Below are 22,958 nucleotides of genomic sequence, written 5' to 3'. Positions count from 1 at the left end.
AAACATCAAAGCTAGTCATTTCTGATAACTTTGATGTCTGAGGATTATTAACAGTTGAGTCTAAAAATTTTTCAGTTGATTTTTTCTATATAAGAAAAATCTGCTAAATTTAGTTCCTTGATAAGACGATCATAGACTTTTCTAGCAATATAAGCATGCTCTTCCACGGTTCTTCCAGCAGCGATTTTGGGTAGTTGTCTTCTGCTGTTTGCCGTTTTAACCAACGGCAATGCTAATTGATAGTTGAACTGATCATCAGTTTTCACAACTTTAACAGTATTCGACAAGATCAGTGAATCAAAGAAGATACTGGAACGACGATTCTTATATTTTTGAGCTTGGATACGCTCAATGATTACTTCAACTTGATCAAAATAATAAGTTTCGTTGACGTCACCGATCAGTTCTACAAGTTTTAAAAATTCTGATGGCACAGGTAATTGTTTCTTTTGTAAATAAAAATAATTGGCAAGTGAATAAGATAACTTGTTATGATAATTTAAAGAAACAAATCGATAATTCTCATTGCCGGCAACCTGTCTCGTCACAGGAATAAGATCTTCTACGGTTGCATAAAAATAGGTTGAATTAGACACGAAACATTCTTGCCAACATTCATTTCCCATAACCAACTGTTTTTCCGTTTGCGACAAATGACTAATAGCTTGTAAAATCTGGGCTGCAGCTTCTTCAATTTCTTTTTGATAAGTTTCTTCTTCAAATATTGGAAAATTCAACTTATAACGACGATTTTCCCGCTTGATTAGATTTTCATCAATCAACTGATCAAGAAAAGCTTCAAATTTCGGTTGATCAAAATTTTTTTTCAACTCTCTCAAAATAATGTCTTCTTCTTGATGATGATGCAAATACTCAATCAAAGTTGGAAAAACAGCATTGTTTACTAGTTTGCTAAGCAACTGCTGGTGATTTTGTGAATAAAAATAGTTCATTTTTTCCCCTTCTCGTTTTCCCTAGCTCAATCGGAAATAGGCCGAAGAATCCCAAAAATACGAGCAACTATTTTCGGATTCTTCGGCTTATTTTTTAAAGCTGGATCACTTCTGTTCCAACCTCATTTTGATCGAACAAGCTAGGCTGGCATTGTGAGCCTGGAACAAATAGCTGTCAGGCTCTTTAATAACTATCGAATAAAAGGTGTTAGCAACCCCTTAGCTAGCTTAGTTAAAAACTGCTGTTAGCTGAGGAACGACTTGTTTCTTACGAGAAACAACTCCTTTTAATAAGGCACGATTGTTCGTTAATTTAACTTGGAAAGCTTCTTCGACTTTATCTAATCCTTGACCTGCAACTAATAATTCAGAATCGCTATCTAGGATATTCGTTACCACTAGGACAAAGAGGTCATATCCATTTTTAGCCATTTCTTCAGTCATCGCTTCTTCCAGTTCCGTTTGACGAGCCATTACTTCGCTTAAATCGACTGTATTCACTTGTGCAATACGAACATTAGCTTCTCCCATTGGGAAGCTTTTGGCATCAAGATCAAGTAAGGTTGCAGCTGATTTATCGCTAAGATTTGTACCGGCCTTTAACATATCTAACCCATAGCTTGTCAAATCAACGCCTGCAATTGTTGCAAGTTCTTTTGCAGCTGCCTCATCTTCTGATGTGCATGTTGGTGATTTGAATAGCAATGTATCAGATAAAATTGCAGAAAGCATAATGCCAGCAATCTCTTTAGGAAGTTCTACTTGGTTTTCTTTATATAACTTCAAAATGATTGTACTTGTACAACCTACTGGTTCAGCTCGGTAATAAAGTGGATTGGCTGTTTCAAAATTTGCAATCCGATGATGATCAACGACCGCTAAAATTTCTACTTCTGCAATATCAGAAATACTTTGTTGAAATTCATTATGGTCCACTAGCATCACTTGTGTTGCTTCTTCTTTTGCTGATTGAACGACACGTGGGGCAGATAACTTAAAGTAATCTAATGCATATTGTGTTTCTTCGTTAGGTGTACCTAAAGCTACAGCTTCAGTTTCTTTTCCTAGTTGATTTTGCAAGTGTGAAAAGGCGATTGCCGCTCCAATTGCATCTGTATCTGGATTTTGGTGACCAAAAACTAAAATTTTTGACATTTGTCTCGCTCCTTTATGGTTTCTCCTACTTAATAATAGCAAAAAAACCGAAAGAAGCAATACTGACGCTATAATTTCTAGGATGGAAGAAATTCCGATCCATCTTACTTTTATATCAAACAATCGTAAACAAAATTTTTGATAGCGCGAAGTACCATGGAACAGTCATTTAAAAAGTTGGCCATGCCATTACTCATTTCATTGCAGAACTCTTCGCACTGAAAGAAAAAGTTGGAAAAAGTAAATCATTTATCGTTTTTTTCTTTACTAGCCTTTAATGACTACTTGAGTTTTGAGCAAACGGTTCAACTAATCGGTTTTCAGCGATTACCTGTGCCATCCATAAACTTGATTGTTTCGGTAACCGTTTATAGCCATTGTCCAGATCGACACGATAAAAACCATATCTATTTTTATAGGCATTCAACCAACTCCAACAGTCAGCAAATGTCCACATATGATACCCAAAGCAAGGAGAACCTTCTGAAATTGCCTGCTGCAGTTGCGTCAAATGTTCAAATAAAAAATCAATTCGGTAGTTGTCGTCAATAACATTCTCTTTATTGTTGAACCGTTCTTCTTGCGACACACCCATCCCGTTTTCTGAAATATACCAAGGAATATTGCTATAACTGTTTTTTAACCGCATCGCAATATCATAGATTCCTCGCGGATAAATCTCCCAGCCACGATGTGGGTTTATTCGTTTCTCCGGCCAATCATAGCCTCGGAATAAATCCCGTAGCCCCGTAATTCGCCGTTTCTTTTCTTGAGGTGCTTGTACACGTAATGGCTGGTAATAATTACAACCAATAAAGTCTACTGTATTCTCCGCAAAAATTTCTTTATCACCTGTTTCTGTTTTAGGAAGTAAATCACTTTCTCGTAATACCTCTACCAGCTCTTCTGGAAAAGTACCTCGTACCGCACAGTCCAGAAAGCTGCGAATATAAAACAGGTCTGCCCACTTTGCAGCAGCCACGTCTTCAGCTTCTTCGCTTTTAGAGTAAACGGGTGCTAAATTGAGAATGATAGAAATTTGTCCGTCATTAAAAGAAGAGCGCCGGTACTCCTTTACAGCTTTCGCATGCGCTAGTAGTGTGTGATAGGCAACTTGTATAGCTCGTTTAAAATCATGCACCTTGGGCCAATGTGCATCTCCCATATACCCACATTCGATGTGTACAAGAGGCTCATTGAACGTCGCCCATTTTTTTACTAAATCGCCAAAAGCTTCAAACGCAGTCTTTGCGTAAAATGCAAAATGATCCGCTGACTCACGAACTTCCCAGCCACCTTTTTCCATCAGCCACCAAGGCATATCAAAATGGAACAAATTGATGATCGGCTCAATGCCATTATCCAACATTTCCTGAAAATAGGCTCGGTAAAAATCAACAGCTTGCGGATTTAATGTCTTGCCATCCGGTAAAAGACGCGTCCAAGCAATCGATGTCCGATAGGAATTTAAATTCATTGCCTTCATACAGGCAACATCTTCTTTGTATTGATAATACGTATTAGAGGTATTTTCTGGTCCTGTTCCGTTATAAAACAATTCTGGTTCTATTTCAAACCACTTATCCCAAGTTGATGGGCTCTTGCCATCAACCAAAGCAGCTCCTTCTGTCTGAGGGGCAGAAGCCGCTGCTCCCCACAGAAAGTTTTGTGGAAATGTATCCATTTAAAATTTCCTTCCTTTTCTATCGTTTTATCCACTGATTCCCTTCAGTCAGTGAACCCAATGATCATCGTTTATGTTGGTTCATTCTTTTTCTCATTTATATTTACCATGATTTGGCAAAATTATTTAGTCAGTGTGATACTCGTTCTCTTTGATCTTTATCATGAAACCATTTGTTTGACCATCATCGCTATGCTAGTTGCTAATGATCTCATTTTGGTTTCTCCAAACTCTTGATGTTTTGTTCAAACAAAGCTGGACGCTAGGAACATCCCAAACGTCCACTTTGATGTTAAAGATGATTATTCGGTTTTAGCCCAACGATCATATGCTTTTTGATAAGTGCTGACAAAATCATTTAATCCCATTGATTTTAATGTACTGACATATTCATCCCATTTAGCCAAACTTTCCACACCTGTAATAAATTTAGCTTCCATTTGCTCTACATAAGTCCGAATGTCCGTCGCGTTGATCGCAATTTGATCTGCTTCATCTTTCGTCATATAAACAATTGGGAAAGGTACCTCGGTATTGGGCATGATTTTCTCGTTGATTTCTTTCATGCGAAATTCCGTCCATACACTAGGATCAGGATCGTTGACATTAGCTAAAACACTTTGGGCATAATCGTCTTCTAATCCCGGTACGACTAAGCCATAATCCATTGCAATTTTCCCACGGTCTTCTTCCATCTTTTGTTTATTTTCACCTGTATATACCCGAACTTTTTCTCCAGAATCGTTTGTTTCATATTTCCAAAATGCCCCTTCTGGACCTTTTGTCATTAAATCTTGCCCTTCTTCTGTGTAAAGATAGTCCGCCCATCGCATTGCTGCCTCTGGACTTTTACATTTATTGGTAATCGCAAACGTTCCAGTTGTTACACGAGGATGACCCGGTGCTAAAGGTGTATTTTGAATACTTGAAGTAACTGGTGAAAACATTGGATCTGATAAAGACTCCTCAGGCATTTTACCAGTAGCCATGTATGAAGCATACGCGCCAAATAAACCGACTTTATCTGTTTGTGTGTTTCCTTGATACTTTTCTTCTGACTGCGAGAAGACTTCTGGGTCCAGCAATCCTTCTGAATAAAGTTTATTCATATACGTTAAATATTCCTTATAGTTAGCCGATGCAGCAGCATAACGCACTTTTCCGTTAACTTCTTCGATTCCTAGAGATTTCATACCAAAAGCAGGTAGCAACCACGTACGAATAATTGCCAACTTGTTGCCGTCTGATAACGGAATCTCATCTTGTTTGCCATTACCGTTGGGGTCTTCTTCTTTGAATCGCTTCAACAATTTATATAACTCATCCGTGTTTTTTGGCAATTCGGTTACCCCTAATTTTTCTAGCCACTCGCCGTTATACCATAAAGGTGAGATATAAAGAGGGCTAGAGGTATCTTCTGGATATAATCGTGGTAAAGAATAAATGTGACCATCTGGTGCAGTAATTGATTTTTTGAACTCTGGGTTCTCATCAAGGATTTTCTTTAAATTTGGCGCATAGTCATCAATCAAATCCTCCAAGGCAATTAAAATTCCTTGTGATCCATAATCTGATTGTTTGGCATTTGAAAGACCACTTCCTGCACCAAAAATAACATCTGGTAACTCACCAGAAGCAAAAGCCAAATTCAATTTCGCTTCAAAATCTGTGCTTGGCGGAGTAATATAATCAAAATTGATTCCAGTTAATTCCGCTAACGCTTTAGCCGAAGCTAACTCATCCCATTCTGCTTCTCCACCAGGAGCCATCATCGTCATGTTGATTTTTTCTTTGACGATTGGCATTCCGGTTTTTTCAACGGCAATAGTTTCTTCTTTTCCAGCAGTATTTCCCTTGTTCCCACAAGCACCCAAAAGAGTTGTTGTCAACACTAATGATGCAATTACTAAATAACATTTTTTCATTCATTTCACTCACTCTCTTATTTATTTTTAGTTAGCCTTTCAAAGAACCAACCATGACACCTTTAACAAAGTACTTTTGTAAAAACGGATAGATCATAATGATTGGTAATGTCGAAACGATCATTACTCCATATTTAATGACTTGTGCAAGCTGTTGTTTACTATAAGCTACTTCTGCTGCCGCTGCTGTCATCTCTGTTGTTCCTTTTGTTAAATCTTGATTCACTAAAATCTCTCGCAGGATTAATTGAAGCGGATACATTGATTTGTTTGTTAAATAGATTAACGCACTAAAATAACTATTCCAATGGGCCACTCCGCAAAATAGTCCCATTACTGCAATAATTGGCATTGATAAAGGTAAAACAATCTTCATAAATATCTGAAAGTCAGAACATCCATCAATCAATGCCGCTTCCTCCATTTCTCTAGGGATGGTGGATTGAAAGAAAGTACGTGTAATTGCAATATTATAAACTGAAACGGCCCCTGGAATAACTAACGCCCAAATCGAATCATTCATCCCTAGATTTTTAATCAATAAATAAGTAGGTACCAAACCGCCACTGATAAACATAGGAACCATCAAAAACTTCATAAATAGATTTTTCCCATAAAATTCTGCTCTTCCTAGAGCATATGCACAAGGAAGTGTACATAATAAATTGATAAATGTTCCTAGTAATGTGTAATAAATCGTGTTCCGGTAACCTTGCCAGATACTTTTATACGTAAAAATCGTTTTGTAACCATCCCAAGTGATCTTTTTTGGCAATAACCACATTTCTCCAGAATTGACGGAGGTCGGACTAGATATAGATGCGCTTATAACATAAATCAACGGATAAATAACCAACAAAAGGGCAATGGCAATAAACAAGTAGATGAGAAACATGAAAAATTTGTCGCCTTTCGATGATCGGATCGCTTTTGAATACATTATTTTCCCTCCATTACCATAAACTTGTTTCGCTGACTTTACGCGAAATTTTATTTACTGTGATCAATAAAAATGCGTTGATTGCTGCATTGAACAGTCCGACAGCTGATGCATAGCTGTACTGTGCGTCAAGCAATCCTTGTTTGTAAACAAACGTGGCAATCACATTTGAAGAATCCATATTCAACGCATTTTGCATCAACAGGATTTTTTCATAACCTAATGACATCAAACTCCCCACATTCATGATCAGTAAAATAACCATAGTAGGAATGATAGTCGGTAGGTTGATATACCAGATTCTTTGCCATCTCGTTGCACCATCAACAGTTGCAGCTTCATGAAGCTGTGTATCAACACCAGATAATGCAGCTAAATAAATCACTGAACCCCATCCTGTTCCTTGCCAAACCCCAGATAATACGTAGATCGTTTTAAACCAACGAGGATCTGTCATGAAACTAATTCGCTCAAAACCTAGAAAAACCAGTAGATGGTTAATAATACCGGTGGAAGGCGTCAAAAAAGCAATTAACATACCGCATACGACAACGACTGAAATAAAATTAGGTGCATAAGTCACTGTCTGCGTAAATTTTTTAAATTTTCCATCTTTCAACTCATTTAGTGCTAGTGCTAATATAATCGGTAGCGGAAATCCTACGACCAAAGAATATATACTGATACCTAACGTGTTTTTAATTAGATCCCAGAAATAGTAGGAATCAAAAAAACGTTGGAAATGCTTAAATCCTACCCAAGGACTTCCAAAAATCCCTAATGATGGGATATAATCCTTGAATGCTATAATCACGCCGTACATGGGACCGTAAGAAAAAACAGCAACCACCACCAATGCTGGAATGACAAAAACATACAGCTGTCGGCTTTTATATAATTTTTTTTTGATCTCTGACCATTTTGTTTTCTCTTTCTCTTTATTGACATCAAGTAATGCATCAGCCATTTTTTAACCTCCTTTTATGAAGTTCACTCATCTCTATCCTTGTGGCTTTTTTAAAATTTCAAGACCAATCAGCCCAATTGCTGGTTTCTCTAATTCACTGCTGAGGATATATATTTGATCTTCTTCCGTATATACTTCTAATTCTTTTTTCGTAGATAAATCTTTAATCACATGATGTTTCCCGGCTTCAATGTCAGCTAAAAATATTTTTTCTTGTGTAAAGCGAATACTTTGAAAAGCATAATGTTTGGTTTGATCTTTGCTGTATGTTAATTTCCACTGATTTTGCCATTCTTTAGGTTGTGAGCGAGTTTCATAGATTCCTTCTCCATAGATATTTAGCCAATTCCCAATTTCCTGTAAGATTTTGGTTTCTTCATCAGTAAAGGTACCATCTGGTTTTGGCCCAACTCCTAAGATCAAATTCCCACCTTTGCTGACCACATCGACAAAAGTTTCCAATAGTTCTTGGGAACTCTTAAAGCGATCATTTGGTACATAGCCCCAATCATCACCAATCGGGATATTACTTTCCCAAACTTTCTTGGGAATTTCAGCTAGTTCTGGCACCTTTCGTTCAGGGGTCACATAGTTCTCATGTCTGCCCCCCATCATACGATCCACAATAATTAATTCCGGTTGCTTCTCACGAGCGATTTCTGCTAATCGATCCATTTCCAGGTCTTCTTTTTTCTGTCCACACCAACCAGCATCTAACCATAAAAGATCCACATGACCATAGTTATGCGTGATTTCTTTAATCTGATTATGAACAAAACTTACGTAACGTTGCCAAATTTCTGGGTAACGTTCCGTATCATAGCTCGCATGACGCCCCTTGATCGTATCGTCATCCAACCAATAAAACGGCGAATACCAATCGGCTTTTGAATAGTAGGCTCCTGTTGCTATTTCTTCCTTACGAAAAGCCTCAAAAACTTCTTTTAAAATATCTCTTTTAAACGGGCTTTGTTTACCGCCAACCTTATATTCTGTTTCAAGAGTATTGTACATATTAAACCCATCGTGATGTTTCGTTGTAAAAATACAATACTTAAAGCCTGCTTCTTTACATATACTTGCCCATTTCTTTGCCTGTAATTTTTCTGGGTTAAACTCTTTAATCAAATTCCAGTAGTCTAGTTGCAGTTGTTTAAAATCTTTCCGAAACTCACGCCCTTCTCTTGCCCAAAGGTCTTTTTCAGAAAGTTGCCAAGATTCTACGATTCCTGCTTGAGCATAAAGTCCGTAGTGAAAAATCACGCCAAGTTTTAAATCTTGAAACCATTCTAATCGTTCTTTTAGCATTTCTGTTTCTGGATAAGTCCTATGATCTAATTCAACCTCTTTAGGTACTTCGATATCTCCGCGTATCGTCATTTATGAAACCCCTTTCATGTTTGTGCTTTAAATTTACAAAAAAAGCAAGGCAACAGCAATATGTAAAAAGCATAAGCTATGTAGAAACAGCATAAAGCGTAACTTATTTAGAGGATATCTATATCTTATCTCTTAGTCGGAAAGTAACTATGTAAAAGTAGAAAAAGCTATGTAATAATCGCATACTGATAGAAAACATAAATAAACCTTACTATAATAAAAAGAGCTGTATGACTAATACAAGGAGGTTTTAGCTATGAATCAACATAAACGATCACCACATTCTATTTTTGATTTTACCTATTCTTTAGGAAAATTCTTGCTTTTTCTCATCAAGCTCCAAGTATTTTGGTTTTTATCGGTATTAAGAGGTTGTATTCTACTAGGAACTTTTCCCGCAAGTGTTACCGTTCTCAAATTTTTCTATCATTTATTTGAAGAAAAACAAATTCCTCAAGTCTTATATTCAGATTTTCAAACAAGCTTCAATAATCTGTTTATTTCAACAAATCAACTAGGCTATGCTGCTGGCATGTTACTAGGATTTCTATGGATGGATCTGAGAATTGCAGCTGTGTATTTACAAAACCCTTTCATTCATATGGGGATCTTATTATTATTTATCGCAACTGTCATAGTCATTCTTTATTTATTCCCAGTATTTTTACGTTATGATTTGTCATTCACACAATATTTCAAACAAGCATTATTTCTATCTTTGTGTAGCTTGATTGAAACCGTAGCGATTATTCTGGGGATCTTTGTCGTGACGGCTGTCTCTACCTTTTTCCCAATTTTGACAATCGTGGCTTTTGTGCCTTTATTCTGTTTGCCATTAAGTTGGTTCTCTTTGCAATCAATGATTAAAATTGAAGAAAAAAATCGTACGTTAACGCAATAACAAAAAACGAATCTTAAATCAAACAAACAGTTAAATGCTACTACAGAACTGCGAGGAGATTTTACAAGGAAACCTCAATAATAGCTCTTTTTTTAACTTACAATCTACAATGCGATTCGTCAGCCCTTTGGGTAAAAGTCAAATGTCTGTTTCACTCCTTATTCATAATTGTCGCCATCAAAGGGAACCTTCTGCCAATCGTTGACTCAAGCCTTTTTTCAATTTTTGCTAAGGCTACTACCTGTTACTTATCCCTTTCGTTTTTTCTTTCATTTATTATTTTCCAGAAGCTGATTGGCTATGTATATTCATCAACTTTCACTATGTCAAATAAACAGATTATGTACTTTCAAGCTAGTTATTTTCTTTTTTTACAAGTGCTATATACTGAAAATGAAAACGATTACTTCAAGGAGGTTATTATGCAAGTTTCAATCGAACTTACAGATGTCATGCGTGATTTTTTTGAAATTGCGACAAACGAATTAGCGTTAACTATTTCAGATAATGGAAAACCACTCCAACTGATTCAGCGCAACGGTTCATTAAAAATTGAAAATAAAGAAAACGAAACGTTTATCTATTTTCAGGAAAAAGCCCATCTTTTTCGAGCGCTGTCACTCTGGTTAGATCGCTGTGAAGAAGAATTTGTTTATGAAGAGTTTCCGCAATTTGAAAAAATTGGGCCCATGGTAGATCTTTCTAGAAATGCTGTGATGACTGTTGATCAGCTGAAACACTTTTTTGTTCTTTGTAGCAAGATGGGATTAAATAGCTGCATGCTTTATATGGAAGATACGTATCAAATCCCTGATTATCCTTATTTTGGTTATTGTCGTGGTGCCTATTCTCTTGAGGAATTAAAGGCGTTGGATGCTTTTGCAGAGACGGTAGGGATCGAGCTGATTCCTTGTATTCAAACGCTGGCTCATTTAACTAATCCGCTAAAATGGGGATTTGCCAATGGCATGAGAGATACAAGTGATATTCTCCTTGTGGAAGAGGAAAAAACATATCAATTTTTAGATCGTGCAATTTCTGTGATCGCAGCCGCTTTTAAAACGTCAAAAATTCATATCGGGATGGACGAAGCTCATGATCTGGGACGTGGTCATTATTTAACCCAGCATGGTTTGATCGATCGCTTTGATATTATGGAAAAGCATCTGAAAAAAGTAATGGAAATCTGCAGGAACTATCAGTTACAGCCCATGATGTGGAGCGATATGTTTTTTAGAATCGGTTCAAAGTCAGGAGACTATTACGATAAAGACGTACATTTTCCAGAAGATTTGATTGCAAAGATTCCTGAAATTCGTATGGTTTATTGGGATTATTACCATCATTCAAAAGAAGAATACCAATTGCATTTTTCAAATCATAAAAAATTGCAACGACCGATCGTTTTTGCGGGCGGTATCTGGACGTGGAATGGTCTTGCACCAAATTATGGAAAATCGTTTGAAACGACCAGCGCTAGTCTTTCTGTCGCAAAAGAGGAAAAAATCAACGAAGTTTATGCTACTTTATGGGGCGATGATAGTGCTGAAACACCGATCATCGCAAGTTTGTTAGGATTACAACAATTCAGCGAGGAACAATTTGCTCCTGAAGTAAGCATGGAACTGATTAAAGAGCGTTTCCGTCTCTTCCACCATCTTGAGGCTGATGATTTTTTACTGCTAGATACTTTTGATCAGACGAAAGGTGTAGAAAAAAATAACCCTGATGGATCAAATAGTAGTAAGTTGGCACTTTATCAAGATCTATTATACGGTCTTTACGATGTTGATCTGCAAAATTTAGAACTTCCTGCGCATTATAAGGACTTAAGTGAGAAACTATCTAGCGTAACAGCTAATGAGGACACACAAACGATGTTTACTTTTTATCAGAAATTAGCACAAGTCCTTTTTATAAAAACAAGTTTGATCGGTTGCTCTTATCGAGCCTACCAATCAAAAAGGAATGACCAGTTACAACTAATCCTTCGCGAACTGGAAGTTCTCACCAAAAAGATCAATGAGTTGCAACACCTCCATCGCCAGCTATGGTTTGAATGGAATAAACCCTTTGGCTATGAAATTATCGATCTTCGTTACGGTGCCTTAAAAAGTCGGATAGAAACAACCGTTTGGCGACTGAATAAATTTTTAACAGGAGAAATCAAGCAATTGCCTGAGCTTGAGCAAACGCCTTTACCCTTCGATGCTCCTTTCAAAACAGCAAGCGGTGTCGGGCGAAACTTGTTCCATGGAATTTATAGTGCTAGTAAACTATCAGATATCTAAAGGCAGGGATAAAAAATGAAAAAGAGAACTCTTTTTTTGGTCATTCTGAGTATTTTTTTGTTGGTCACTGCTGCTTCTCAGCTTGTCAGAAACGTGCCTCGTGTCGAAGCAAAACAGACATCTACTAAAATCACTGGGAAAATCAATAATCAAAGAACTGCGAATATCTGCCATCAGCTTTTGCAACAAAATTTAAAGGCTGCAACGGATAAAAATCTGAACGACTATTTAGCAACACTAGTCAAAGATGCACATAAAGCGACCACAAAAGAAATGCAGCAATTTTTTAAAGACTATGATGTCAGTCATGAACTGCTTTCTTTCGAAGTAATCAAACAAGCACCTCAATCGATGTTAGTAGTGGCAGAACAAAAAACAGTGAATCATGGGAAGAAGGCATATCGAGATCATATCACAACGGCATATCACACCTTTATTTTTGAAGAGAATAAATGGAAAATCAAAGAAACAACAATGACAAATACACAATTTTTAAATTAGGAGTGTTCATATGAAAAAATTCAATAATTGGCCCACCGACTATCCTGATCCTAACTGGTTTATCCATGATCGTTTTGGTTTGTTTATCCATTTTGGCTTGTTCAGTGTGGGAGCTAGACACGAATGGTTTATGACCACAGAACAAGTCTCTTTAGAGGAATATTCAAAAAAATATTTTCAGCATTTTAACCCTGATTTGTTTGATGCAGATGCTTGGGCAAAAGAAGCCGCTCGCTGTGGGGTGAAATACATGGTATTCACGACAAAACATCATGAAGGCTTTGCCTTATGGGATACGAAACAAACTGATTACAAAATCACCAATACTGCTTTTGGACGAGATCTTCTGGCAGAGCTACTCCCGGCTTTTCGCAAAGTCGGGATCAAAATCGGGTTATACCATTCACTGATCGATTGGCGCCATGAACATTTCCCACTGGACGGACTGCATCCTGAAAGAGAGAACCAGAAACTGCGAGAAAAAAATTCCGAAAGAGATATCAAGATTTATCAACGCTATCTACGTGAACAAGTCAAAGAATTACTGACAGAATATGGAAAAATCGATTATTTATGGTTCGATTTTTCTTACAGCCACCGCGATTGGGGATGGTCAACAGGAAAAGGGCACATTGATTGGGATAGCGAAGCACTAGAAAAGCTCTGCTTAGAACTGCAACCTCATCTCCTATTGAATGATCGACTTGATTTAGGCCATGGCATCACTACTCCAGAACAGTTTCAACCTGATAAACCATTAGAGAAAAACGGCATGCCTGTTATCTGGGAAGCTTGTCAGACAATGTATGGCACTTGGGGGTATGACCGTGACAATATGGAATGGAAAAGTAGTGAGATGCTTTTGAAAATGCTGATTGATACCGTTTCAAAAAATGGGAATTTCTTGATGAATATTGGTCCTAATCCACGAGGAATGATTGATACGAAAACGTTGGAACGGCTTCATGCTATCGGAGATTGGATGACCCTTCACAAAGCATCTGTCATTGGCTGTTCATATAGCGCCTTTGAAGCTCCTGACGATTGCCGATATACACAAAATGGAAACAAGCTTTATCTGCATCTCTTTTCTTATCCTTACCGCAACCTTCATCTTAAAGGATTAGCAGGTAAAGTTGAGTTTATTCGTCTGCTCAATGATGGCTCAGAAATTTTTTATCGAGGATTTGATCCGGACGAAGTGATTACTTCTACAGAAGCAGTCATTGCTCCAGAAGATCTTGTCATCACCTTGCCAATCATCAAGCCTGATGTGCTGATCCCAGTAATTGAAATTACCTTGAAAGACGAATAAAGAGCAAATAAAGACCAAATAAAAAGCAGATGATACTTCCTTCGGTGATTCACAAAAAATATCGGCATCGAAAGCTTGTAAAAACATACTTTTAGTGAGAAATATCGTAAAACATTTGAATAACTACCCAAGTTGTATGCTGAAAAAGCAACAATTTGGGTAGTTATTTCAGTCTTTTACAATTATTTGCTTTTGTTTTTTTGTAAGAAGCTCAAAACTGGAAATAAAATGACTTCTCCGTCCTGCTCCAGTTCGATATCCCCCCTTAGTTTACTCCTATTTATTGCTTATAAAGTTCCTTCTCTATTCATTGTTCGGTATTGACCTGGAGTCACACCAACGTTCGTCCTGAATTTTCTCGTATAGTTTGAAACATCATAATAACCATTCTTTTGAATAATCGTTTTTATTGGTAAATCAGTTTCTATTAAGTCTTGCTTGATTTTTTCTAGCCGCAATTCTTGCAGATATTTTGAGAAAGTAGTACCTGTTTCTTTTTTGATAAAACGGCTAAGATACGAAACTGAAAGTTGAAATTCATCTGCCAACTTTTCCATAGATAATTGGAAAGAAGCATAGTTTTTGTGAAGATATTCGAACAATTCTTTTTTCAGCACAGACTCTTGATTTTGTGGCTTAACTTGCATAACCTCACAGATCATTTTTGCGAGCATTAATAGTTGTTGCTTCAATTCGAGTAAATTACTAAACTTGGCACTTTTTTCTGCTTTTTTCAAAATTGTTTTATTTTGCAAATTACTACTTACTTTAGCAACTGCATTTAATAGATAAAAACCATACATTTTTTGTCCACTATAAGAAAAGTGTTCTTTAATCCCCCGCTCAATCAACGATTCAATCGTTTCCGCAGCAATCGTTAAGTCTCCTTGACGCAGACTTTGAATCAATTTCAGTTTTTCTCCATCTGGGTAATTAATGCTAGTTGAAGACTCTTCACCTGGAATTTCATTATAGAAAACAAAGTTATTTTCTACTGTTGAATAGTCTAATGCGGCCAAACCTTCAATATAAGAAGCATTGATCTTCGTAAGGTTTTCAGTACTATTTCCTACTCCCATCCTAAAAGTACCGTAACACGCTTTTTTTAGTTGCTGAATCATCTCTATTACAACTTTCTTGTGACTAGTTTTTTCATAGGTACTAAAGATATAGGCGGTCACTCCTGCAGATAGGATCTCTGTACCATATCCCGAAAAGTTCTTTCCGCTTACTTTCGGCGGTAACTCATTAGCTGTGTCGTCAATGCTCTGGATAGGATAATCAACTACGACGACAAAATAGCAAGTACCGGTAAAATGCACTTGGACAGAGTTCAGTAGAACTAATGAATCTTCTGGAGACTTAAATTTCCCTCCTAAAATTTTTCTAAGGACCTGTTCTCTCGCATGGGGAGTCTGTCGTTTAATTTCTTTATGTAGCTCTTCATGTTCGTTCAAAAATTGCGCCAACGTTTCATAGACATTCCCGTTGGAAACAGCTACACCGATTTTATTTCGATAATATTGATCAATCAATTTTTCAATGTTGCGGATCGGCTGTGAAAAACGAGTACCTATAATCACTACAAGCACTAGACCAAACACAAATATCACAAAAAAAAGTTTTAAAAACTTTTGGTGGATGGTATTGATCTTTGTCAAAGCTTGTGATGGATCCATTACAGAAACAAACGACATATTCAAATCCCTGCTATTCAAAGACTGGACAAGATAGTTTCGATGGTTGTAGTAAAAATCATCCTGTTGCAAGATCATTTGAATTTGCTTCGGCTGATGCAAATGCGCCGTTAGTTTGTTATTACTGGTATCTGCTGCTAGAATACGATACGAGTCATCAATCAGATAGTTGGTACTGATACCATCACTATTGGAAAGATTCAACAGCTTATTCAAAATCGAAAGATTGATTGAATAGATTGCTGCGCCGTAAAAATGCATTTCTGCATCTTTAATTGGAACAATGTAAAAAATTTGTGTAGAATTAGGTTCTTTTTTCAGGGTTAGCCCAGTTGGAATATCGTTATCAAGATGTGAAAGCAGCTCTTTTTTATCAAGCGAATGATTATTGATTTTTCGTTGCAAAAAATTGTCCACTGTCAAGCTACCGGTAGATGAAAATAATGTATTTGGGTTTTCTTTGTAGTAAAGATAAATTTCCTCAACAAAATCATTACTTAGCTTATATTGTTGCAAGCTAAGTTGTCCTTCACGAGCATAATAACTATGGGAAAGCCTTCCAGGTGAAAGATTGGTGTTATAAGGAATATGTTGAGTGATATTATCCAATTGCAAAAACTTATTTTCAGATGAGTACTTCAATTGGAGTAACTGATTTTTGGCTGTCAAAACAACTTGCTGATTAATGCTTTCTTTAGCCGTATGAAACCAAATTAACGATACCATAAAAAATGGCACTAGAAAGACAAAAAGATAAGATAAAATCGACTTAGAAAGCTGTCTGTGCTGTTTATTTTTCCCGTTAGTAGCAACTTCTCGTACCATATGTCCCTCCTTGATTCTTTAGCTAATCCTGTCGTGGTATCTAGGGCTTTAGTTATAAATAGCAACTTTTCATTTCTATAATTACTCCTCACAATTCCATCCGCACTGGTCAATGAATAATCTACAGGCTGCTGATCCCGATGAAAATACCTAAAAAAGCTGATCCATCAACTTCATAGAACCATTTACATTATCCTGACAACCCAGCTTTTTGCCGCCACATTTTATTTACATATATCACAAATCTAATTTTTATCTGTTATTCTTCCATCGTTTCCTTTTATTCCAACGTATGTATGCCTCGATTATAAAGCGCTTTCTAAATAAAGGAAATCCTTGCTTAAAATTTTGATCATTGTTCAAAAATTAGCAAGATTTTTGTTCAACTCATTCATTTTTATTCAAAAGCATTTTATTCGCAAAAAGAAAGCGCTATAATAAAAGAAAAACTTGGAGAAAAAAATGGAGACTAGACGTACAAGCGATCTTTTAAGCTATTTGGTAAAAAAGAAACAAGCAACTTCCAAAGAACTTTGTACTCACCTTCACTGTAGTATAAGTACACTTCGCAGAGAATTACTTGAGCTAGAAAAACGAAAATTGATCCGCAGAACTTGGGGCGGAGCGATCTTGAACGAAACGACAAACATGGAATATACTTATCTTCAAAGAGAAGCCAGTAATATCCCGGAAAAAAAGATCATCAGTGAATTAGCACGAGATTTTATTGCACCAGGTATGTGTATTTTTTTAGATTCCAGCAGTACGGTTCTACACCTTATTCCACTACTTGTTAAGATACCTAACTTAATTATCATTACCAATGGTTTGCGTACAGCTTTAAAGTTAAGTGAATGTCAGAACGAATCTTTAAAAATTTATTTGACTGGCGGTGAAGTCAAACTTAATGCTAGTACAGTTATTTCAAATACACTTGATCCCATTACCAGTTCCTTTCGTTTCAATGCTGCCTTTTTATCTTGCCGGGGGCTCGACCATGAAGGGATTTATGAAGCAAACTTCAATCAAGCACAAATCAAAAAAGAAATGATGAATAAAGCACAAGAGATTGTTTTATTGGCTGACGAAACGAAATTTGACTCTACTCATTTTTTCAAGATAGGTGATTATTATGATTATGATGCGATTGTTACCAATAAAAAACCGCCTAAGATTTATCATAGAATCATTGAAAAAAATGACATTCACTTGGTGTATCCCACTGAATGAGAAATATAAATGGACAAAAAACAATTGGAGCATCCAATATTTCTCATTGTTCAACTTGTTGATAGAACTTTCGCAACCAGCCAAACAAACGCCCTTGTTACTCACCCTTTTTCTTCTCAAAAAGCAGGTGACTCAAACAGCACTTATTTGCTTCATCAAAAGAAACAGCCCAACTACATCAAGCTATTGGTTGACCTGAAATCACAGATCCTCAAACAAGACAATCCGCTATCAAAAGTGTTTTGGTATCACTAAAAAATGAACATACAGTATTGAGGCCATTGCTTAATTGGCTCTATCATTTATGTGACTGGAGGATTCTTCAGTCACATTTTCGTGCGCTTTGTGCGAAACAAAAAATCTGAGACAGAATGAGATTCATTCTGACCCAGATTTGATTTTACACAGCTACTCAGTTCTTATTGATAAAGAGTCGCATTTGCTAAACACTTTTTGTAATAATTAAGTTAAAAATAAATAAACCAATATAGCAAAACAATTATATAAACTATGCGTTATTATGGAATACCAAATGTTTTGTGTTTTTATATAGACAAATCCTAAAAGAATTCCACTTAAGAAAATCACTAAACCGAATCCATGAACAAGTGCAAATAAAAAAGCAGAGATTAGCATTATTATATACTGACTTTTTTTATTAGTTTGAAGGTTAATCATACAGAAGCGAAAAACTATTTCTTCTAAAATTACGCCATAAGTAATTGCGCTAAAAAAGAAGAAAGAGAGTGGATTTTTTAAATCACTCGGGCTTAAACTTTTTGAAATTGGTGTATTAATAAAATTAATAATAAATAGTATGAGAAATGAAGAAATAACAACTCTTAAGAGTTTTGTTATACTGATTTTTTTCAATTCTTGGATTAAAGTAGAATAAAATAAAACGACTGACAAAATGAAAAAGAAGATACTACTATGCTCAAATAAAAAATAAATATTCGAGGGTACACCAAGCGAAGGAATAATAAAAGTTAGGAGTAAGTACGTACTACAAAATAACCATTTAACCATTCAATCACTATCCAATAGGAATATAATCAATATACTGTGTGTTTGCTTTTGCAGTTTCTGTACGAACATAACGATTATCAACTTTCCTATAAACTTTATAGGTTACGGTTATTGTTGCATTTTGACGATATTTTTTAAATTTTCCACTTGCAGAAGTAGTTCTATTTAATTCGATTTTCATTCCAAAAATATTATCACTAATGGATAATTTTGTACCACGGGTATGAGTTTCTACACCTAAATAAGTTCGAGTTCCTTTCTTGATTGACCAGTTTTGAGGTTTTGACCAAGTTCTCGTTTGAATAGTAGATTCATCTAATACGTAATAATAGTCATCATCAGAATAAGCAGCTATATTAGAAATATTATGCTCACTAGCTAATACTCTAACGCTAGGCATAATGGCAGAACCTAAAGTCAAAATGGACATTGATAATAACATTGTTTTAAATAAATGCTTTTTCATGGTGTTCTCTCTCAGTAATAATAGATTAAGAAAACGTTTTCTGTGTTTTTAGAATAATAGAAAAATTTAAAGTTGTCAATATTTATTCTATATAAATTTCGTTATTTAATTTTACGATAAAACCAATCAAAAATAGGATAAACCACCCATATATTAGTTAACTATTTGTAATTTTAACTAATTTACCTCAAAGAATCCTGTAAAAGCTTGTTCATACGTGATGTCTCTTTTCTCTTTTTTGTTCATTGTTAAAAGAAATTCCAGAAACGCAAGATGAAAGCTTTCGAGTGAAGCTTCAAACCTTCTGTACTATGAAGATGGGAACACCAATGCGCTGATTTCTCCGTACTCTAATGGGAAAATAGAAGCGAAGAATCCTCATGAAAAGACAACCAAACGAGTAACTTACAGATTTAAATCAATTAATTAAAGTAAATGAAAAAAATCTGAGACAGAATATGATTCATTCTGACCCAGATTTGATTTTACACAGCTACTCAGTTCTTATTGCTGAGATATCCTCGATAGTCTTCTGTGTGAAGTAGTCGTTTGGCATTCTCGACTCTTTCTTTTGTTGGCGGTTCAATACCTTCTAGTGGATAATCTAAGCCAAGTGTTTCCCACTTATATTTCCCCATCGTATGGTAAGGTAGAATCTCTACTTTAGCTACATTGTTCAATGTCTTGATAAAGTCATCTAGCCGAATCAAGTATTCATCATAGTCACTGCGTTCAGGAACTAATACGTGTCTGATCCACACTGGCTTATTGATCTCAGAAAGATATTGCGCCATCTCCAGAATATTTTCATTATCCCAACGTGTTAACTTTTTATGCTCTTCGTTGTCGATGTGTTTGATATCAAACAGTAACAATTCAGTATACTTCATCAATTCTTGAAAACGAGAAAAGAATGGTTCGTCACGCGTGAAAGGCTTCCCACAAGTATCTAGCGTAGTATGCATACCACGCTCTTTCGCTTTCTTGAACAGTTCGATCAAAAAATCGATCTGTAATAAAGGTTCGCCTCCACTAACAGTGATACCGCCTTCTGAACCCCAATAGGAACGATAGCGCTCTGCTTGGTCTAATAGTTCATCCGCCGTATATTCTTTTCCTCCGCCTATATTCCATGTATCAGGATTATGACAAAATTCACAACGCATGCGACAACCTTGCATAAAAACGACGAATCTAACGCCTGGTCCATCTACAGAACCAAACGTTTCGATCGAATGAACATAGCCAATTGTTTTTTCTTCCATAAGGATCACTTCTTTTCTTTGATTTCATTTTATTTCAAAAGACACTTGAATCAACCGATTGCTAGGAAAAGACGAGGGCAAAGACCTCCGCCTTGCCCTCAACCTTTTTCAATCGTTCTTTTTAATGATAGATCGTATTATTTATTCCGCTTTACATTCTATCGTGTGATGTTCTCATCAATACGTCTAATTGTTGTTCTCTCGTTAGATCACGGAATTTAACAGCATAACCTGAGACACGGATCGTCAAGTTAGGGTATTTCATTGGATTTTCCATAGCGTCACGTAATAGATCATTACTAAATACATTGACGTTCAAATGGTATGCTCCTTTAGAGAAGTAACCATCTAATACATTACGCAAGTTGCCGATACGTGTTTCTTCATCTTTTCCAAGACCGGAAGGATTGATCGTTTGCGTATTAGAGATCCCGTCACGTGCATAACCATAATTGATTTTAGCAGTTGAGTTAAGACTTGCCAACAATCCATTTTGTTCTGCATTGTAACTTGGGTTTGCCCCAGGAGCAAGAGGTTTACCTGCTTCACGTCCATCAGGTGTGTTACCAGTGTTTTTACCATAAACCACGTTTGATGTGATTGTTAATAATGACGTTGTTGGTGTGGAGTTGCGGTAAGTTTTATGACGTTTGATTTGTGTCATAAAGTATTCTAAGATCCATTCTGCTAACTCATCTGCTGCATCATCATCATTTCCGTATTTAGGGAAGTCGCCAGTTACTTCGAAATCAACGGCAATTCCTTTTTCGTTACGGATTGGTTTCACATCTGCATATTTGATCGCTGACAAGCTATCCGCTGCATGAGAGATTCCAGCAATCCCTGTTGCAAATGTACGTTTCAAATCTGAATCCATCAATGCCAGTTGAGCTGCTTCATAAGAATATTTATCATGCATATAATGGATGATGTTTAATGTATTCACATATAACTCAGCTAACCAGTCCATCACATTCATAAATTTGTGTTTTACTTCTTCAAAGTCTAATACATCAGCTGTGATTGGACGATATTCAGGAGCAACTTGGGCACCAGTTACTTCATCAACCCCACCGTTGATTGCGTATAATAATGCTTTTGCTAAGTTCGCACGAGCACCGAAGAACTGCATGTCTTTTCCAACAACTGTTCCAGATACACAACATGCAATAGCACAATCATCTGAACCCCATTGTTCACGAAGAAGATTGTCATTTTCAAATTGGATAGATGAGCTTTCGATTGCAATTTTACTTGCATAAGTTCTGAAGCCTTCTGGTAAATGTTCTGAATATAAAACTGTTAAGTTTGGTTCAGGAGAAGGACCCATGTTAGTCAATGTGTGCAATAGACGGAAATCATTCTTAGTTACTAATGAGCGTCCATCTAAGCCCATTCCAGCGATTGAAAGAGTCGCCCAGATTGGGAATCCTGAGAATAATTGATTGTATTCTGGTGTACGGGCAAATTTCACCATACGCAATTTCATGACTAAGTGATCGATCAATTCTTGTGCTTCTTGTTCGGTGATCACGCCATTATCTAAGTCACGTTGGATATAGATATCTAAGAAAGCAGAGATACGTCCGATTGACATTGCTGCACCATTTTGTGATTTGATTGCTGCTAAATAACCGAAGTATAACCATTGTACTGCTTCTTTTGCATTAGCAGCTGGTTTAGAAATATCATAGCCATATTTTGCAGCCATTTCTTTCATTTGTGCTAAAGCACGATATTGTTCTGTGATTTCTTCACGAAGACGAATGACTTCTTCATCCATTGTATGGAAACCTGTCATATCATGGTCTTTTTTCTTTTGTTCCATCAAATAGTCAATACCATACAATGCGATACGACGGTAGTCACCAATGATTCGTCCACGTCCATAAGCATCTGGAAGGCCTGTAATGATTTTGTTTTTACGTGCTGCACGCATTTCAGCTGTGTAGGCATCAAATACACCTTGGTTATGTGTTTTACGCCAATCGCTAAAGATATGTGTCAACTCATCATTAGGTGTGTAACCATTACTTGTTAATGCATTGTTAGCCATATTGATACCACCAAATGGCATAAATGCTTGTTTCAACGGTTTATCTGTTTGTAAACCAACGATTTTTTCAAGATCTTTGTCTAAATAACCTGCATCATGTGAGGTAATCGTTGAAACGATTTCTGTGTCCATGTCATAAACGCCATTGCGTTCAAATTGAATATCATTTAGTTTTTGTAATTCTGCCCAAAGCTTTTCTGTTGCTTCAGTTGGTTTTTCTAAAAAGCTGTCGTCTCCACGGTATTCAGTGTAGTTATTTTGGATGAAGTCTCTTGTATCTACGCCTTCTTTCCATTTCGTTCCTTTAAATCCATTCCATTGCTCCATTGTATGGACCTCCCGTTATCTGTTTTATGTAACAGTTTTTACGTGATTAGT

At 36.4% G+C, this 22,958-nt stretch carries 18 protein-coding genes and 1 pseudogene; 7 read left to right on the top strand and 12 right to left on the bottom strand.

Annotation, left to right across the window (positions count from 1 at the left end; genetic code table 11):
• Positions 1-71: 71 nt before the first annotated feature.
• From IGJ32_RS05060 to IGJ32_RS05030, 7 genes are all read right to left on the bottom strand, one after another.
• Positions 72-953, bottom strand: a complete 882-nt coding sequence (locus tag IGJ32_RS05060; RefSeq protein ID WP_342081948.1) for a DUF1803 domain-containing protein — start codon at positions 951-953, stop codon at positions 72-74.
• A gap of 228 nt (positions 954-1,181) precedes the next feature.
• A complete protein-coding gene (locus tag IGJ32_RS05055) occupies positions 1,182-2,108 on the bottom strand; it encodes a manganese-dependent inorganic pyrophosphatase (protein WP_010719439.1) in 927 nt (308 codons plus the stop codon).
• A 274-nt stretch (positions 2,109-2,382) separates the two neighbouring features.
• Positions 2,383-3,792, bottom strand: coding sequence for a glycoside hydrolase family 1 protein (locus tag IGJ32_RS05050; protein WP_342081947.1), 1,410 nt, complete (start codon positions 3,790-3,792; stop codon positions 2,383-2,385).
• 302 nt (positions 3,793-4,094) lie between these two features.
• Positions 4,095-5,717, bottom strand: a complete 1,623-nt coding sequence (locus tag IGJ32_RS05045; RefSeq protein WP_081128673.1) for an extracellular solute-binding protein — start codon at positions 5,715-5,717, stop codon at positions 4,095-4,097.
• Between the two features lie 31 nt (positions 5,718-5,748).
• Positions 5,749-6,660: a carbohydrate ABC transporter permease gene (locus IGJ32_RS05040; protein WP_370566457.1), complete on the bottom strand. Its 912-nt coding sequence runs from the start codon at positions 6,658-6,660 to the stop codon at positions 5,749-5,751.
• A 10-nt stretch (positions 6,661-6,670) separates the two neighbouring features.
• A complete protein-coding gene (locus tag IGJ32_RS05035; RefSeq protein WP_034867549.1) occupies positions 6,671-7,624 on the bottom strand; it encodes an ABC transporter permease in 954 nt (317 codons plus the stop codon).
• A gap of 33 nt (positions 7,625-7,657) precedes the next feature.
• Entirely contained in the window at positions 7,658-9,004 is a 1,347-nt protein-coding gene (locus tag IGJ32_RS05030) for an alpha-L-fucosidase (protein WP_342081946.1), read from the bottom strand.
• Between the two features lie 256 nt (positions 9,005-9,260).
• Between IGJ32_RS05030 and IGJ32_RS05025 the strand changes: the two genes are divergently transcribed.
• The 4 genes from IGJ32_RS05025 (at position 9,261) to IGJ32_RS05010 (ending at position 14,012) form a co-directional block, all read left to right on the top strand.
• Positions 9,261-9,905 carry a DUF624 domain-containing protein gene (locus IGJ32_RS05025; RefSeq protein WP_053766422.1) on the top strand — a complete coding sequence of 215 codons (645 nt, stop codon included), beginning with the start codon at positions 9,261-9,263 and terminating at the stop codon, positions 9,903-9,905.
• 422 nt (positions 9,906-10,327) lie between these two features.
• Positions 10,328-12,196 carry a beta-N-acetylhexosaminidase gene (locus IGJ32_RS05020; protein ID WP_342081945.1) on the top strand — a complete coding sequence of 623 codons (1,869 nt, stop codon included), beginning with the start codon at positions 10,328-10,330 and terminating at the stop codon, positions 12,194-12,196.
• Positions 12,197-12,211: 15 nt separating this feature from the next.
• Positions 12,212-12,697 carry a hypothetical protein gene (locus tag IGJ32_RS05015; protein ID WP_034867543.1) on the top strand — a complete coding sequence of 162 codons (486 nt, stop codon included), beginning with the start codon at positions 12,212-12,214 and terminating at the stop codon, positions 12,695-12,697.
• Positions 12,698-12,707: 10 nt separating this feature from the next.
• The gene (locus IGJ32_RS05010; protein WP_207427529.1) at positions 12,708-14,012 is read left to right on the top strand and encodes an alpha-L-fucosidase; all 1,305 of its coding nucleotides are present in this window, start codon (positions 12,708-12,710) and stop codon (positions 14,010-14,012) included.
• Between the two features lie 287 nt (positions 14,013-14,299).
• Here the strand turns inward: IGJ32_RS05010 and IGJ32_RS05005 are convergent, their stop codons facing one another.
• The gene (locus IGJ32_RS05005) at positions 14,300-16,534 is read right to left on the bottom strand and encodes a helix-turn-helix domain-containing protein (RefSeq protein ID WP_430610869.1); all 2,235 of its coding nucleotides are present in this window, start codon (positions 16,532-16,534) and stop codon (positions 14,300-14,302) included.
• A gap of 462 nt (positions 16,535-16,996) precedes the next feature.
• On the opposite strand from IGJ32_RS05005, the gene IGJ32_RS05000 reads away from it, so the two are divergent.
• Complete coding sequence (locus IGJ32_RS05000; protein ID WP_010737385.1) at positions 16,997-17,764, top strand: DeoR/GlpR family DNA-binding transcription regulator; 768 nt, start codon at positions 16,997-16,999, stop codon at positions 17,762-17,764.
• 9 nt (positions 17,765-17,773) lie between these two features.
• Entirely contained in the window at positions 17,774-18,019 is a 246-nt protein-coding gene (locus IGJ32_RS04995; protein ID WP_240273937.1) for a hypothetical protein, read from the top strand.
• Positions 18,020-18,226: 207 nt separating this feature from the next.
• Here the strand turns inward: IGJ32_RS04995 and IGJ32_RS04990 are convergent, their stop codons facing one another.
• Positions 18,227-18,793 carry a CPBP family intramembrane glutamic endopeptidase gene (locus IGJ32_RS04990; RefSeq protein WP_240273936.1) on the bottom strand — a complete coding sequence of 189 codons (567 nt, stop codon included), beginning with the start codon at positions 18,791-18,793 and terminating at the stop codon, positions 18,227-18,229.
• 7 nt (positions 18,794-18,800) lie between these two features.
• Positions 18,801-19,259, bottom strand: a complete 459-nt coding sequence (locus tag IGJ32_RS04985; RefSeq protein WP_342081941.1) for an LMxysn_1693 family intestinal colonization protein — start codon at positions 19,257-19,259, stop codon at positions 18,801-18,803.
• Positions 19,260-19,492: 233 nt separating this feature from the next.
• On the opposite strand from IGJ32_RS04985, the pseudogene IGJ32_RS04980 reads away from it, so the two are divergent.
• Positions 19,493-19,689 (top strand): annotated as a pseudogene (locus IGJ32_RS04980) (ISL3 family transposase); the annotation flags it as partial.
• A 67-nt stretch (positions 19,690-19,756) separates the two neighbouring features.
• Here IGJ32_RS04980 and pflA read toward each other — a convergent pair.
• Entirely contained in the window at positions 19,757-20,524 is a 768-nt protein-coding gene (gene pflA / locus IGJ32_RS04975) for a pyruvate formate-lyase-activating protein (protein WP_010737384.1), read from the bottom strand.
• A 151-nt stretch (positions 20,525-20,675) separates the two neighbouring features.
• The gene (pflB, locus tag IGJ32_RS04970) at positions 20,676-22,907 is read right to left on the bottom strand and encodes a formate C-acetyltransferase (RefSeq protein ID WP_010719453.1); all 2,232 of its coding nucleotides are present in this window, start codon (positions 22,905-22,907) and stop codon (positions 20,676-20,678) included.
• Positions 22,908-22,958 lie beyond the last annotated feature (51 nt).

Origin of the sequence: Enterococcus sp. DIV1639a, assembly GCF_050530445.1 — a bacterium.
Classification (GTDB): Bacteria; Bacillota; Bacilli; order Lactobacillales; family Enterococcaceae; genus Enterococcus_B; species Enterococcus_B hirae.
The sequence above is the reverse complement of the archived record's forward strand: the minus strand, read 5'-3'. Positions and strand labels throughout refer to the sequence as shown.

Excerpts from the sequence above, each read along its gene's own strand:
- IGJ32_RS05060 (WP_342081948.1), bottom strand. The coding sequence starts at position 953 with ATGAACTATTTTTATTCACAAAATCACCAGCAGTTGCTTAGCAAACTA.
- IGJ32_RS05055 (WP_010719439.1), bottom strand. The coding sequence starts at position 2,108 with ATGTCAAAAATTTTAGTTTTTGGTCACCAAAATCCAGATACAGATGCA.
- IGJ32_RS05050 (WP_342081947.1), bottom strand. The coding sequence starts at position 3,792 with ATGGATACATTTCCACAAAACTTTCTGTGGGGAGCAGCGGCTTCTGCC.
- IGJ32_RS05045 (WP_081128673.1), bottom strand. The coding sequence starts at position 5,717 with ATGAAAAAATGTTATTTAGTAATTGCATCATTAGTGTTGACAACAACT.
- IGJ32_RS05035 (WP_034867549.1), bottom strand. The coding sequence starts at position 7,624 with ATGGCTGATGCATTACTTGATGTCAATAAAGAGAAAGAGAAAACAAAA.
- IGJ32_RS05030 (WP_342081946.1), bottom strand. The coding sequence starts at position 9,004 with ATGACGATACGCGGAGATATCGAAGTACCTAAAGAGGTTGAATTAGAT.
- IGJ32_RS05025 (WP_053766422.1), top strand. The coding sequence starts at position 9,261 with ATGAATCAACATAAACGATCACCACATTCTATTTTTGATTTTACCTAT.
- IGJ32_RS05020 (WP_342081945.1), top strand. The coding sequence starts at position 10,328 with ATGCAAGTTTCAATCGAACTTACAGATGTCATGCGTGATTTTTTTGAA.
- IGJ32_RS05015 (WP_034867543.1), top strand. The coding sequence starts at position 12,212 with ATGAAAAAGAGAACTCTTTTTTTGGTCATTCTGAGTATTTTTTTGTTG.
- IGJ32_RS05010 (WP_207427529.1), top strand. The coding sequence starts at position 12,708 with ATGAAAAAATTCAATAATTGGCCCACCGACTATCCTGATCCTAACTGG.
- IGJ32_RS05005 (WP_430610869.1), bottom strand. The coding sequence starts at position 16,534 with ATGGTACGAGAAGTTGCTACTAACGGGAAAAATAAACAGCACAGACAG.
- IGJ32_RS05000 (WP_010737385.1), top strand. The coding sequence starts at position 16,997 with ATGGAGACTAGACGTACAAGCGATCTTTTAAGCTATTTGGTAAAAAAG.
- IGJ32_RS04995 (WP_240273937.1), top strand. The coding sequence starts at position 17,774 with ATGGACAAAAAACAATTGGAGCATCCAATATTTCTCATTGTTCAACTT.
- IGJ32_RS04990 (WP_240273936.1), bottom strand. The coding sequence starts at position 18,793 with ATGGTTAAATGGTTATTTTGTAGTACGTACTTACTCCTAACTTTTATT.
- IGJ32_RS04985 (WP_342081941.1), bottom strand. The coding sequence starts at position 19,259 with ATGAAAAAGCATTTATTTAAAACAATGTTATTATCAATGTCCATTTTG.
- pflA (WP_010737384.1), bottom strand. The coding sequence starts at position 20,524 with ATGGAAGAAAAAACAATTGGCTATGTTCATTCGATCGAAACGTTTGGT.
- pflB (WP_010719453.1), bottom strand. The coding sequence starts at position 22,907 with ATGGAGCAATGGAATGGATTTAAAGGAACGAAATGGAAAGAAGGCGTA.